At 61.7% G+C, this 13501-nt stretch carries 12 protein-coding genes; 3 read left to right on the forward strand and 9 right to left on the reverse strand.

The genetic code is table 11. The annotated features are described in order from the left end of the window. The 9 genes from BLX41_RS35930 to bioB form a co-directional block, all read right to left on the reverse strand. Positions 1 to 1124, reverse strand: a 1124-nt coding sequence (locus BLX41_RS35930; RefSeq protein ID WP_259745064.1) for an acyl-CoA dehydrogenase family protein, incomplete at its 3' end; no start/stop codon positions are given. A 91-nt stretch (positions 1125 to 1215) separates the two neighbouring features. Further along, entirely contained in the window at positions 1216 to 2508 is a 1293-nt protein-coding gene (locus BLX41_RS21570; RefSeq protein ID WP_102861949.1) for a GGDEF domain-containing protein, read from the reverse strand. Positions 2509 to 2728: 220 nt separating this feature from the next. Beyond that, positions 2729 to 4534, reverse strand: a complete 1806-nt coding sequence (locus tag BLX41_RS21575; RefSeq protein WP_123726522.1) for a phenylacyl-CoA dehydrogenase — start codon at positions 4532 to 4534, stop codon at positions 2729 to 2731. Positions 4535 to 4829: 295 nt separating this feature from the next. Beyond that, entirely contained in the window at positions 4830 to 5126 is a 297-nt protein-coding gene (locus BLX41_RS21580; protein ID WP_123726523.1) for a pyrroloquinoline quinone biosynthesis protein PqqE, read from the reverse strand. A 107-nt stretch (positions 5127 to 5233) separates the two neighbouring features. Next, entirely contained in the window at positions 5234 to 5914 is a 681-nt protein-coding gene (gene bioD, locus BLX41_RS21585; RefSeq protein ID WP_123726524.1) for a dethiobiotin synthase, read from the reverse strand. Continuing rightward, entirely contained in the window at positions 5911 to 6723 is an 813-nt protein-coding gene (gene bioC / locus BLX41_RS21590; RefSeq protein WP_123726525.1) for a malonyl-ACP O-methyltransferase BioC, read from the reverse strand. Before bioC ends, bioD begins: the two co-directional genes overlap by 4 nt. Continuing rightward, positions 6716 to 7447, reverse strand: coding sequence for an alpha/beta fold hydrolase (locus BLX41_RS21595; RefSeq protein WP_123726526.1), 732 nt, complete (start codon positions 7445 to 7447; stop codon positions 6716 to 6718). Before BLX41_RS21595 ends, bioC begins: the two co-directional genes overlap by 8 nt. Continuing rightward, on the reverse strand, positions 7440 to 8618 hold the full coding sequence (gene bioF / locus BLX41_RS21600; protein ID WP_123726527.1) for an 8-amino-7-oxononanoate synthase: 1179 nt from the start codon (positions 8616 to 8618) through the stop codon (positions 7440 to 7442). The genes BLX41_RS21595 and bioF overlap by 8 nt, the downstream gene beginning before the upstream one ends. A 132-nt stretch (positions 8619 to 8750) precedes the next feature. Next, a complete protein-coding gene (gene bioB, locus BLX41_RS21605; protein ID WP_102861956.1) occupies positions 8751 to 9806 on the reverse strand; it encodes a biotin synthase BioB in 1056 nt (351 codons plus the stop codon). 91 nt (positions 9807 to 9897) lie between these two features. Here bioB and BLX41_RS21610 point away from each other — a divergent pair, with 91 nt between their 5' ends. From BLX41_RS21610 to BLX41_RS21620, 3 genes are all read left to right on the forward strand, one after another. Beyond that, entirely contained in the window at positions 9898 to 10638 is a 741-nt protein-coding gene (locus BLX41_RS21610; protein WP_123726528.1) for a ComF family protein, read from the forward strand. Positions 10639 to 10702: 64 nt separating this feature from the next. Continuing rightward, on the forward strand, positions 10703 to 11467 hold the full coding sequence (locus BLX41_RS21615; RefSeq protein ID WP_123726843.1) for a TOBE domain-containing protein: 765 nt from the start codon (positions 10703 to 10705) through the stop codon (positions 11465 to 11467). An 83-nt stretch (positions 11468 to 11550) separates the two neighbouring features. Then, entirely contained in the window at positions 11551 to 13452 is a 1902-nt protein-coding gene (locus BLX41_RS21620; RefSeq protein WP_123726529.1) for a PhoX family protein, read from the forward strand. The last annotated feature ends 49 nt before the right edge of the window (positions 13453 to 13501 follow it).

The raw sequence follows: 13501 nt of genomic DNA on the forward strand, positions 1-13501 counted from the left end.
AGATGAGCCACATCCAGCAATTGGGCAGTGAAATAGGCCAGGGCCCGGTTACCCTCATTGAACGCCTTCATGGTCAGCAGCATGCGCCGCACATCGGGGTGGACGATGATCGGGTCAGCCGCCTTGTCCGGCGCTTTGGGCCCGGTCAGGGAACGCATCTGCAAACGATCGTTGGCGTACTTGATCGCTCCCTGAAAGCTGGCCTCCCCCAGGCACAGCCCCTGCATTCCGGTACCCAGACGCGCGTGATTCATCATGGTGAACATGCAGTTCAGGCCTTTGTTGGCCTCGCCGATCAGGAAGCCCTTGGCGCCGTCGAAGTTCAGTACACAGGTGGCCGAGGCCTTGATTCCCATCTTGTGCTCGATGGAGCCACAACTCACACCATTGCGCTCACCGACTTCGCCTGCTGCGTCCGGGAGGAACTTGGGCACGATGAACAGGGAAATGCCTTTGGTCCCGGCCGGTGCGTCCGGCAGTTTCGCCAGCACCAGGTGAATGATGTTTTCACTCATGTCGTGCTCGCCGGCGGAGATGAAAATCTTGCTCCCCGATAATGCATAACTGCCATCGGCCTGGGGCACCGCGCGGGTCTTGATGATGCCCAGGTCGGTACCGCAATGGGCTTCGGTCAGGCACATGGTGCCGGTCCACTGCCCGGCGGTGAGCTTGTTCAGGTACAGCTGCTTCTGTTCGGCGGTGCCATGGGCATGAATCGCCGACATCGCGCCATGGGTCAGCCCCGGGTACATGCCCCAGGAGGTGTTGCTGGAGCCCACCATCTCGCTGATCACCAGCCCCAGGGAATGGGGCAGCCCCTGACCGCCATAGGCAGGATCGGCGGCCAAGCCATGCCAACCGCCTTCGACGTATTGGGCGAAAGCCTGTTTGAAACCCTTGGGGGTGGTCACTATGCCATTGTCGAAATGGCAGCCTTCCTCGTCACCGGAGCGGTTCAGCGGCGCCAGGACGTTCTCGCAGAACTTCGCCCCTTCCTCGAGGATCGCGCTGACCATGTCCGGGCTGGCATCGCTGGCGCCCAGTGCGGCGTAACCGCCATGAAAGTCGAAGACGTGATCGATCAGGAAGCGCATGTCGCGCAGGGGAGCTTGATACTCGGGCATGATGATTTCTCCGGCAGCAGATTTCTCCAAGCTACTGCCGCCACCCTCAGCCTGCCAATGACGCTCCAGTCGCTGAATGCGCCATCATCACTCAACCCGCAGCCGTATCCATGCGTACTGCACCACGGCGATTCTGCCCGAATGCCATGACGCAGTTACGCCCCGCGCCCTTGGCGCTGTAGAGCGCCTGGTCGGCGGACTTGAGCACTTCCTCGGGAGTCCGATGTTCCATCAGCCGCTCGGCGACACCGATACTGATGGTCACCGAAACACTGGATGCCGCAGCAACGCCACGGCGTTGGCGACCTTGCTGGTCGTCCTGGGGGCGATTGTCCTGGTTGCGCAACTGAATGTTGTAGGTGGCGATGATCTCGCGAATCATCTCCAGGTGCGGCATGCACTCGTCCAGGGTCTTGCCGGCAAAAACCACGGCAAACTCTTCGCCGCCGTACCGATAGGCGCGTCCACCGCCAGTGACCTTTGACAGCTTGCTGGCCACCAGGCGCAGCACCTGATCCCCGACATCGTGACCGTGGGTGTCATTGAATTTCTTGAAGTGATCGACGTCAGTCATGGCCAGCACATAGTTGCGTCCCAGACGCTGCATGCGCTCATTGAGCGCCCGGCGCCCCGGCAAGCCGGTCAACTCGTCACGGAAGGCCATCTGGTACGCCTCATGGGCCACCGCCGCGGCGATCATCAGCATGACCTGACTGCACATGATGTTCAGGGTGAACGGCAGGATGAACGTCTTGGGCAACATCCAGAACAGACCCAGCAAGCCCACCAACTGTGCTGCATGCAGCGGTCGCGGACTGCGCCAGTACTGGATCGCCAACAGCAGGAATGCCGCGAAGAATACCGGATACGACAGCTGGATCAGGCTCATCCAACTGCCATGCAAAGCCGGCCAACGGATCTCTGCCAACCAGTTCAGCAACGCCTGTGGGTAACTCTGCTCCAAGCCCAGCGCCACGCTGCCAAACGCCAATAACACGGCAAAACGCGCCACCATGTCCTGAAACAGGTGGGTGCGTTCCTGCCAGGCCGCAAACAGGCCAAACAGCAGGGGCAGCAACAGGCAGCAGAGGTGAAATACCACCGCAGCATCTTCGCGGACCCTGCCGTTATCCCGGTAGAAATCGGTCTGGGTATCCAGCAGAAAGTAGGCAATGTACACCGTGACCATCAAAAACAGTTCGCGCTGGCGCCGGTACACAGCGCAATAGGCTCCGCCAAGCAATAGCACCAGCGTTGGCAGCACATTGAACAGCGAAGTGAAGAAGACGTTGAGGTCCTTGACGTAGGCGGCCGCCAGCCCCGCAAGCAAAAGCAGTAAAGACGGAAGGAAATGACTGAAACGTACAGCGGAAGAACGCGGCAAGGGTAAAACTCCGACCCGGCTGATCAATAGATGGCATTGTGCCTTCATTTGTTGAAGTTAAGCACACGCGGTGTGACAGACATCACATTGCCATCTCTTTAACGGCAGGAAATCGCTTCTGCTTAGCGATTTAGTCGGGAATTTTCATGAAGATTCTGCAGGCACAAAAAAGCCGCTCGACCCGAAGGGCGAGCGGCTTTCTGAAAAAGTTCGGTGAGGCTTAGTAGGCCAGGCCGAAGTCCTCTTCCTTCATGTCCATCAGGTTGTTGGCACCCGACAGCATGGTTGCAACGTGAGTGCGGGTACGCGGCAGGATGCGCTGGAAGTAGAAGCGCGCAGTCTGCAACTTGGCCGTGTAGAAAGCCTCTTCGGTAGTGCCGGCTGCCAGCTTTTCAGCCGCCAGACGGGCCATGTCGGCCCAGAAGTAGGCCAGGCAGGCATAACCGGAGTACATCAGGTAGTCCACCGAGGCAGCACCCACTTCTTCACGGTCCTTCATCGCGGCCATGCCCACTTTCATGGTCAGCTCGCCCCACTCCTTGTTCAGCGCTGCCAGCGGTGCAACGAATTCCTTAACGGCTTCGTTGCCTTCGTTGTTCTGGCAGAACTTGTGGACGATTTTGGTGAAGCCCTTGAGGGCTTCGCCTTGGGTCATCAGAACCTTGCGGCCCAGCAGGTCCAGAGCCTGGATACCGGTGGTGCCTTCGTACAACATCGAGATACGGCTGTCGCGAACGTTCTGCTCCATGCCCCACTCGGCGATGAAGCCGTGGCCACCATAGATCTGCACACCGTGGTTGGCGGACTCGAAGCCGACTTCAGTCATGAACGCCTTGGCGATCGGAGTCATGAAAGCCAGCAGTGCATCGGCTTTCTTCTTCTCTTCTTCGTCCACACCGTATTTGACGATGTCGACCTGCTTGGCGGTGAAGTACACCATCGCCCGGTTACCCTCGGCGAAGGCTTTCATGGTCAGCAGCATGCGACGTACGTCAGGGTGCACGATGATCGGATCAGCAGCCTTGTCCGGCGCTTTCGGGCCAGTCAGGGAGCGCATTTGCAGACGATCGCGAGCGTATTTCAGACCGCCCTGGAAGCCGATCTCGGCGTGGGCCAGGCCTTGCAGAGCAGTGCCCAGACGAGCCGTGTTCATAAAGGTGAACATGCAGTTCAGGCCTTTGTTCGCCGGGCCGATGAGGAAACCGGTGGCCGCGTCGAAGTTCATCACGCAGGTGGCGTTGCCGTGGATACCCATCTTGTGTTCCAGGGAACCACAGCTCACGGCGTTGCGCTGGCCGACGCTGCCATCAGCGTTGGGCAGGAACTTGGGCACGATGAACAGCGAAATGCCTTTGGTGCCGGCCGGTGCATCCGGCAGACGGGCCAGAACGATATGGACGATGTTGTCGGCCATGTCGTGCTCACCGGCGGAGATGAAGATCTTGGTACCGGTGACTTTGTAGGAACCATCAGCCTGAGGCTCGGCCTTGGTGCGCAACATGCCCAAGTCGGTGCCGCAGTGCGGCTCGGTCAGGCACATGGTCCCGGTCCACTCGCCGGACACCAGCTTGGTCAGGTAAGCCTCTTGCTGCTCAGGAGTACCGTGCTCGGAAATGGTGTTCATCGCACCATGGGACAGGCCTGGGTACATGCCCCACGACCAGTTGGACTCACCGACCATTTCGCTGACTGCCAGGCCCAGGGATTCAGGCAGGCCCTGACCACCGTGTTCAACGTCGTGAGCCAGGCTCGGCCAGCCGCCTTCGACGAATTGCTTGTAGGCTTCCTTGAAGCCAGTCGGGGTCTTAACGCCGGATTCACTCCAGGTGCAACCTTCCAGGTCGCCCACACGGTTCAGCGGTGCCAGTACCTGCTCACAAAACTTCGCACCTTCCTCGAGAATGGCGTCAACCATGTCTGGAGTGGCGTCCTGGCAAGCCGGGAGGCTCTGATAGTGCGCCTCATAGCCGAGCAGCTCGTCACGAACGAAGCGAATATCACGCAAGGGGGCCTTGTAGTCAGGCATAGCGATAAACCTCTGCTGATGTAACCGGGAATGAACAACCGCATCGAATTTTTATGGCGGTCAAACAGTTGTTTGAAACATACGTTTACGCCTAAACCTTGTCAAGCGTCGTGCAAATGCCTTTCGTCACCAGCACACAATCAACGCCCAGGCGAACACCCACAGCACCGGCCATGAGATTGTAGGAACCGGCTTGCCGACGATCAGTTATGGAGAGGAAGAAAACGCGCTACAGAAAGGAAAGACATGAAGACAAGCCTGCCTTCGATGGAGGGCAGGCTTTAGCAGAGGAGAATCAAGCGTAGGTATCGATCAGCGTACCGAGGACTTCATCAGAGGCCTTGGCGACCTTCACGCCCAGTTCCACCTGGATCTTGCCCATGGACATATCGACCATGCTGCTGGCCAGGTCCGAATCCTGGCTGCGTTCCACGCCAGGCAGGCGATTGACCGAATCCACCGACGCCTGGCTGTCGGCAGAACGCTCAACGGCGCTGCTGGCGATCTGGCTGGAACCTTGATCGACACGATTCTGCCCAGTCTGAATCGCGTTCAGTCCGGCGTAGAAAGCGCTGTTCCCGGAGATTTCCATAGGAGAACTCGACCTTGAAAATGAATGACGGGTGTTATTGAAGCAGACCCGTCAAGAAAACACCCGTCAAAAACACTAATGGCAAAATGCCTTGCCATAGGCAAAATCTAGTCCAGCAGATCCAACTGCAGATGCTCGGCCACCGCCTCGGCACTGGCTGGTTTGAGTCGCGGCACCCGGCCCAGGCACGGCGCGGGCAGGCGCTCAGCCAAAGTTGCGAGGTTTTCTTCCAGGCGAGAGGTCTTTGGATCGATGATATTGGCCACCCAGCCCGCCAATTGCAGACCGTCCTGGGCAATGGCCTCGGCGGTCAACAATGCATGATTGATGCAACCCAGGCGCACGCCCACCACCAGAATCACCGGCAAGCCCAGCGCCATGGCCAGATCCGACAGGTTGTCCTGATCCGCCAAAGGCACTCGCCAGCCACCCGCGCCTTCGATCAGGGTGAAGTCCGCACCCTTGGCCAGAATGTGGCGCATGGGCGTCAGCAATGACTGCACCGTCAGTGCCACCCCGGCCTCTCGCGCCGCCAGGTGCGGTGCGATGGGCGGCTCGAAGGCGATCGGATTGACCTCTTCATAGCTCAATGGCAACGACGACTGCGCCAGCAACGCCAGAGCATCGGCGTTGCGCAGGCCCTTGGCGCTCAACTCGCACCCGGAGGCCACAGGTTTGCCTGCCGCGGTACTCAACCCGGCCAGCCGCGCCGCATGCAACAAGCCAGCAGCAATGGTGGTTTTACCCACATCGGTATCGGTGCCGGTAATGAAATAGGCAGCACTCATAGCGGTCTCTCCAACACGGCATACACCACCTGATAGGTCGCCGGCAGTCCCTGGGACTGACGAAAACCCTCGTAAGCCTCGATCAACCCGGCGATACGCGCCCGTCCGGTGAGGCCGCCGGGACGACCGGGATTCAGATTGTGTGCACCCAAGGCTTTCAATTCGTGGGTCAGACTACGCACATCCGGGTAATGCAGGACATGGGGAACGCTCTCCAGGCTACGTACTTGCAAACCACTGGCATCGCACAAGTGGCGATAACGTGCGAACTCACGAAAGCGATTGACGTGGACCTGGCCATCGACCCGTCCCCAGCTCTCACGCAGCTCCTGCAAGGTGCCGACACACAGACTGGCGAACGCCAGCACGCCTCCCGGTTTCAGCACCCGTTGGGCTTCACTGAGCACCGCCGAAAAATCCGCACACCATTGCACCGCCAGGCTGGAGAAAATCAGCTCGCAGCTGCTGTTCTGCAACGGCAGGCGCTCGGCATCTCCGGCGAAGAAGTGCTCGGCGCCACCCAGAGGCCGCGCGTGCTTGAGCATGCCCTCGGCAATATCCAGAGCCAGCCCCTGACTGCCGGCGAAGCGTGCCCCCAGCACCCGACTGAAATGGCCCGTACCACAACCCAGGTCCAGCCAGCGCGCAGGCGTCCAGTCTTCAGGCAAACGGCTCAGTAATTGCTGGCCGACCGTGCGCTGCAACTGGGCAACGCTATCGTAACTGGCTGCAGCACGGGAAAACGAAGCCGCCACCTGACGCTTGTCAGGCAGGCCTGCGGGTAAGACAGGAACAGACAAATCAGTCATCACCGGACTCATGCAAGAAAGCCTGGATCGCCCCCGCCACTCCGTGGGGATCCTCCAGAAGAAAACCGTGGCTGGCCTGTTCAATCAGGCCAACTTCTACATCCGGCAACAACGCCAGCAGCTCACTGGCCGCCTCGGCGGGCACCAAGCCATCAAGCCCGGCGAACAGGTGCAGCTGCGGCCCGCGAAACCCCTGCAAGGCGGCTCGAGTATCCAATTGCGCCAATAACTCCAGGCCCGCCATCAGCACCGACCCCGGGGTCGTCGGGGCGCCGCCCAGGAGCAACCGCGACAAGCCTCGTGGGTCGGCAGCACCTTGGGCACAGAGCAGAGAAAAACGCTTGAGGGTCGTTCGCGGATCAGCGGCGCAGCCGGCCAGGAAACCGTCAAAGGTTTCCTCAGCCATGGCACTGGACCACTGCTCATGTGCGACGAAACTGGGGTTGCTGGCCAGGGTCAGCAGGCCACAGCAACGCTCGCCGCGACGAGCCGCCAGTTCTGAAGCGAGCATGCCACCCAGAGACCAGCCCCCCAGCCAGGCGTTGTCCGGTATCGCGTCATCGAGTTCATCCAGCCACTCCTGCAGATCACTGGAGGTCAGCTCCGGCAAAGGCTCGATCTCTACCCGCAAATGCTCGTCCAGTCCCTGCAACGCTGCCGCCAGGGGTTCCAGAGGCGACACACCCAGCCCCCAGCCCGGCAACAGAATCAGTCGATCACGCATGGCTCGGCCCCGTTTGCAGTTCACTGAAACAATCCGCCAACGCGCTTAACAATAGCTGGACCTGCGCCTCGCTGTGGGCTGCGGACAAGGTCACCCGCAGCCGCGCACTGCCGGCCGGCACAGTCGGTGGACGGATGGCGGTGACCATGATCCCCCGCAAACGGAGCATCCGTGACAACTCCATGGCCCGGGCACTGTCGCCAATCATGATGGGTTGGATCGGCGTAAAGCTGTCCATCAATTCCAGACCCAGTTGCTCGGCACCCTGACGGAACTGACGGATCAGGTTCGCCAGGTGCTCACGCCGCCAGTGCTCGCTGCGCAGCAACTCCAGGCTTTTCAGCGTGGCGCAGGCCAGCGCCGGTGGCTGGCTGGTGGTGTAGATATAGGGCCGGGCGAACTGGATCAGGCTTTCGATCAGCTCTTCACTGCCGGCGACAAAGGCTCCGGCGGTACCGAAGGCCTTGCCCAGGGTGCCGACCAGCACCGGCACTTCATCCAGCCCCAGGCCGAAGTGTTCCACCAGCCCGGCACCGTTGGCCCCCAGCGGGCCGAAACCATGGGCATCGTCCACCATCAGCCAGGCACCGCGGGCCTTGGTTTCCCGGGCCAGAGCCGGCAGGTCGGCGACATCGCCGTCCATGCTGAACACCCCATCGGTGACCACCAGGGTATTGCCGGTGGCCTTCTCCAGGCGTTTGGCCAGGCTCCCTGCATCGTTGTGCAGATAGCGATTGAAGCGCGCACCGGAAAGCAGTCCGGCATCCAGCAGGGAAGCATGGTTGAGACGGTCTTCCAGCACCGTGTCGCCCTGCCCGACCAACGCCGTGACCGCACCGAGGTTGGCCATGTAGCCCGTGGTAAACAGCAACGCCCGCGGGCGCCCGGTGAATTCGGCCAAGGCTTCTTCCAAAGCGTGATGGGGAGCGCTATGACCGATCACCAGATGGGAAGCGCCACCACCCACGCCCCAGCGACTGGCACCGGCGCGCCAGGCTTCGATCACTTGCGGGTGATTGGCCAGGCCAAGGTAGTCGTTGTTGCAGAAAGCCAGCAACGGCTGGCCATCCACCACCACTTGCGGCCCCTGAGGACTTTCAAGCAGCGGACGCTGGCGATAGAGATGTTCAGCACGACGGGCTGCAAGCCGTGCTGCGAGATCAAAAGACATGCTGGCCTCGATATTGGCTCACAGACACATTACCCGTAGGAGCTGGCTTGCCAGCGAAACAGACGACGCGAAACCCGTTGGACCTGAGCAGTTCGCGGGATTCGCCGGCACGCCGGCTCCTACCACAGGAGATCAGACGGCAGCGTTGTAGAACTGCTCGCTGCTCTTCTGCTCCACCAGGGCCTGCTCGATGGCCGCCTGGTGCACTTCGTCGGCATGTTCTTCCCGGGCTTCGGGCTGAATGCCCAGGCGCGCGAACAACTGCATGTCCTTGTCGGCCTGCGGGTTGGCGGTGGTCAGCAGCTTGTCGCCGTAGAAAATCGAATTGGCACCGGCGAAGAATGCCAGGGCCTGCATCTGCTCGTTCATCGCTTCGCGGCCGGCGGACAGGCGCACGTGGGACTGCGGCATGAGGATCCGTGCCACGGCGAGCATGCGGATAAAGTCGAACGGGTCCACGTCCTCAGCGTTTTCCAGCGGCGTGCCGGCCACCTTCACCAGCATGTTGATCGGCACCGACTCCGGGTGCTCCGGCAGGTTGGCCAGCTGGATCAGCAGGCCGGCGCGGTCGTCCAGGGACTCGCCCATGCCGAGAATGCCGCCGGAACAGATCTTCATCCCGGCGTCACGCACGTAGGCCAGGGTTTGCAGACGCTCGCTGTAGGTGCGGGTGGTGATGATGCTGCCGTAGAACTCCGGCGAGGTGTCGAGGTTGTGGTTGTAGTAGTCCAGGCCGGCCTTGGCCAGGGCCTCGGTCTGGTCCTGATCGAGACGGCCCAGGGTCATGCAGGTTTCCAGGCCCATGGCTTTCACGCCTTTGACCATCTCCAGCACATAGGGCATGTCCTTGGCCGAAGGGTGCTTCCAGGCGGCGCCCATGCAAAAACGCGTAGAGCCGATGGCCTTGGCCCGAGCGGCCTCCTCCAGGACCTTCTGCACTTCCAGGAGCTTTTCCTTTTCCAGACCGGTGTTGTAGTGGCCGGACTGCGGACAATATTTGCAATCTTCCGGGCAGGCGCCGGTCTTGATCGACAGCAAGGTGGAAACCTGGACCCGATTGGCATCGAAATGCGCGCGGTGCACCGTCTGCGCCTGGAACAGCAAGTCATTGAACGGCTGGACGAACAGGGCTTTGACTTCAGCCAAAGTCCAGTCATGACGCAGGGTAGCGGTGGTGCTGGCGCTCATGGGCGATTCCTTGATTATGCTTGGCAAGCGGTGCGGGACAGGGAAAGTCCACAGCCGCAACACGGATGTTCGGCATATTTAAGGAAGAGCCATGCACTGTCAACCCGAATACAAAACACAGGTTTACATCTGGTCAAAAAACAATCAAACCTGTTTGCTGTGCGATGAACCCAGCGATTCAGCCCTGGCCCTGTGCAGTTCATGTCAGGACGAACTGCCCTGGCTCGGCGCCCAATGCTCGGTCTGCGCCCTGCCCCTGCCCGCCGCCAACCTGACCTGTGGCCAGTGCCTGCAACGTCTCCCCGCGTTTCGACGGGTCATCGCCCCCTGGCGTTACGATTTTCCGGTGGACAGCCTGATCAGCCGTTTCAAACACCATGAAAAGTGGCCTTTTGGTCGCCTGATGGCCGAGCTTCTCAGCCAATACCTTCACTATCGCTACGATGAAGGCCTATCCCGGCCAGACTGCCTGCTGCCGGTCCCTCTGTCCCGCCGGCGCCTGCGCCAGCGGGGCTTCAACCAGGCCGGCATGCTGGCCCAGTGGCTGGGAGAGCACCTGCAACTGGCGGTGGAACCCCATCTGCTGCTGCGTACCCAGGACACTCCGGCGCAACAGGGCCTGGGGGCCCGTGCCCGTCATCGCAACCTGTACCAGGCCTTCGCCCTCACCGCCGACGCGCCTGTGGCCGGCCGGCACCTGGCCCTGGTGGACGACGTCCTCACCACAGGTGCCACCGCCCAGGCCCTGGCCCGGCTGCTGATCAACGCCGGCGCCCAGCAAGTGGATGTCTATTGCCTGGCCCGGACCGCAAGACCCGACACCCCCGACTGACTTGACTCTCATCGCTCAAGCCGCAAACTCCCTGCCCATCTTCAGTGCCCAAAGCGTCCTTGCCATGTCCTTGCCCACTCTGTTGACCCAGCACATCGTCCGCCGTCCGCAACGCATCGCCCTGCTGCAACACATTGCCGACCAGGGCTCCATCACCCGCGCGGCCAAAAGCGCCGGTCTGAGCTACAAGGCCGCCTGGGATGCCATCGATGAGCTGAACAACCTGGCCCAGAGTCCGCTGGTAGAACGCAGCGTTGGCGGCAAGGGCGGTGGCGGGGCCAAACTCTCCGCCGAGGGCGAACGCGTGCTGCGCCTTTACCAACGCCTGCAAGCACTGCAGGCCCAAGTGCTGGAAGCTGCGGAAGATGCCAGCGATCTCGATCTGCTGGGGCGCCTGATGCTGCGCACCAGTGCCCGCAACCAGCTGCACGGCAAGATCCGCGGGATCGAGTCTCAGGGCTGCAATGACCTGATCAGCCTGGAACTGCCAGAAGGCCTGATCCTCAAGGCGCAGATCACCCACGACAGCACCCAGCGCCTGGAGTTGGACCCCGGCACCGAAGTGGTGGCCTTGATCAAGGCCGGCTGGCTGGACCTGCATCCTGCCGACGCCTCGGTAACAACTGGACACAATTGCCTGAGCGGAATCATCGAGCAGATTCTCGACGCCGAAGATGGCCCCTGCGAGGTACGCATCACCCTGCCCAACGGCCAGACCCTCTGCGCCCTGGCCGAGCCGCACCGGCTCAAGACCCTGGAAATGACAGAGGGCAAACCGGTTCAGGTGCAGTTCTCTGCCTCCCATGTCCTGCTCGGCACCCCGCTGTAACCGAAGTGCGACGACTTCAGGCTGCAACATATTCGTCATAGGCGCTCATTAAGGTGGCTGCAAAAACCCGCAGGGAGCCTGATATGAGCCTGTTAGAAGAAGACCAACCCACCGACCTGGAACAGATGGTCGGCCTCAGCCGCCGGGGTTTCATCGGCGCCGGCGCCCTGTGTGGCGCCGCCCTGTTTCTCGGTGGCGGACTGTTGAGCCGCAGCGCCCTGGCCGCCAGTGTCAGCGCCGGCAATAGCCAACTGCTGGGCTTTGCCGGCATTGCAGCCGCCACCAGCGACAACATCACCCTGCCGGCGGGCTACAAATCTTCGGTGCTGATCAGTTGGGGCCAACCGCTGGCCAAGAACGGACCGGCCTTCGACCCCAGCGGCAACGGCACCGCCCGGGCCCAGGAAGTGCAGTTCGGCGACAACAACGACGGCATGAGCCTGTTCGCCTTCCCGGACGACAAGCACCGGGCGCTGATGGCGATCAACAACGAATACACCAACTACCGCTACCTCTATCCCCACGGCGGCCAGCCGCAATCCGCCGAGGACGTGCGCAAGGCCCAGGCCAGCGAAGGGGTTTCGGTCATCGAAGTGCAGCGCAAGAACGGCCAGTGGCAGTTCGTCCAGGGTTCACGCTACAACCGGCGCATCCACGGCAACACGCCGATCCGCCTCAGTGGCCCCGCCGCCGGCCACGACCTGCTCAAGACCAGCGCCGACCCCAAGGGCAAGAAAGTCCTCGGCACCTTCCAGAACTGCGCCAACGGCAAGACCCCCTGGGGCACTTACCTGACCTGCGAAGAGAACTTCACCGACTGCTTCGGTAGCAGTAACGCTGAGCAGAAGTTCGACGCGGCGCAGAAACGCTACGGCGCGGTGGTGACCAGCAAGGACATCAACTGGCACCCCCATGACCCGCGTTTCGACCTGGCAAAGAACCCCAACGAACTCAACCGTCACGGCTGGGTGGTGGAAATCGATCCCTTCGACCCGCAATCGACTCCGGTCAAACGCACCGCCCTGGGCCGTTTCAAGCATGAAAACGCCGCCCTGGCACAAACACGCGACGGCCGCGCCGTGGTCTACATGGGCGACGATGAGCGTGGGGAGTTCATCTACAAGTTCATCAGCCGCGACAAGATCAACCACCGTAACCCCAAGGCCAACCGCGACCTGCTGGACCACGGCACCCTGTACGTGGCGCGCTTCGATGCCGGCGACGGCAACCCGGACCGTCCCAAGGGCCAGGGCCAGTGGATCGAGTTGACTCACGGCAAGAACGGTATCGACGCCAGCAGCGGCTTCGCCGACCAGGCCCAGGTACTGATCCAGGCTCGACTGGCCGCCAGTGTGGTCCAGGCCACGCGCATGGACCGCCCAGAGTGGATTGTGGTCAGCCCCAAGGACGGCCAGGTCTATTGCACCCTGACCAACAACGCCAAGCGTGGCGAAGACGGCCAGCCGGTGGGCGGCCCCAACCCGCGGGAGAAGAATGTCTACGGACAGATACTGCGCTGGCGCACCGGTGGCGACGATCATGGCGCGATGAGTTTTTCCTGGGACCTGTTCGTGGTGGCCGGCAACCCCGGCGTGCATGCCGGCCAGCCCAAGGGCGGCTCGTCCAACATCACCCCGCAGAACATGTTCAACAGCCCCGACGGCCTGGGTTTCGACAAGGCCGGACGCCTGTGGATCCTCACCGACGGCGACTACAGCAATAGCGGCGACTTCGCCGGCATGGGCAATAACCAGATGCTCTGCGCCGACCCGGACAGCGGTGAAATCCGCCGTTTCATGGTCGGACCGGTGGGCTGCGAAGTCACCGGGATCGCCTTTGCCCCGGACCAGAAGACCCTGTTCGTGGGTATCCAGCACCCTGGGGAAAACGGCGGTTCGACCTTCCCCGAACACCTGCCCAACGGCAAGCCACGCTCCTCGGTCATGGCCATCACCCGGGAAGACGGCGGCGTCATCGGCGCCTGACCCCGCCTCGCGCCCAGCCGGCTTCTGCACCCGCAGGAACCGGCTGGGC

The sequence above is a fragment of the Pseudomonas protegens genome (assembly GCF_003732485.1).
GTDB lineage: Bacteria > Pseudomonadota > Gammaproteobacteria > Pseudomonadales > Pseudomonadaceae > Aquipseudomonas > Aquipseudomonas protegens_B.

What these genes read in the sequence shown, in the direction of transcription:
- BLX41_RS21575 (WP_123726522.1), bottom strand. Translation starts at nt 4,534, where the DNA reads ATGCCTGACTACAAGGCCCCCTTGCGTGATATTCGCTTCGTTCGTGAC.
- BLX41_RS21615 (WP_123726843.1), top strand. Translation starts at nt 10,703, where the DNA reads ATGTCCTTGCCCACTCTGTTGACCCAGCACATCGTCCGCCGTCCGCAA.
- bioD (WP_123726524.1), bottom strand. Translation starts at nt 5,914, where the DNA reads ATGAGTGCTGCCTATTTCATTACCGGCACCGATACCGATGTGGGTAAA.
- bioF (WP_123726527.1), bottom strand. Translation starts at nt 8,618, where the DNA reads ATGTCTTTTGATCTCGCAGCACGGCTTGCAGCCCGTCGTGCTGAACAT.
- BLX41_RS21580 (WP_123726523.1), bottom strand. Translation starts at nt 5,126, where the DNA reads ATGGAAATCTCCGGGAACAGCGCTTTCTACGCCGGACTGAACGCGATT.
- bioC (WP_123726525.1), bottom strand. Translation starts at nt 6,723, where the DNA reads ATGACTGATTTGTCTGTTCCTGTCTTACCCGCAGGCCTGCCTGACAAG.
- BLX41_RS21610 (WP_123726528.1), top strand. Translation starts at nt 9,898, where the DNA reads ATGCACTGTCAACCCGAATACAAAACACAGGTTTACATCTGGTCAAAA.
- bioB (WP_102861956.1), bottom strand. Translation starts at nt 9,806, where the DNA reads ATGAGCGCCAGCACCACCGCTACCCTGCGTCATGACTGGACTTTGGCT.
- BLX41_RS21595 (WP_123726526.1), bottom strand. Translation starts at nt 7,447, where the DNA reads ATGCGTGATCGACTGATTCTGTTGCCGGGCTGGGGGCTGGGTGTGTCG.
- BLX41_RS21620 (WP_123726529.1), top strand. Translation starts at nt 11,551, where the DNA reads ATGAGCCTGTTAGAAGAAGACCAACCCACCGACCTGGAACAGATGGTC.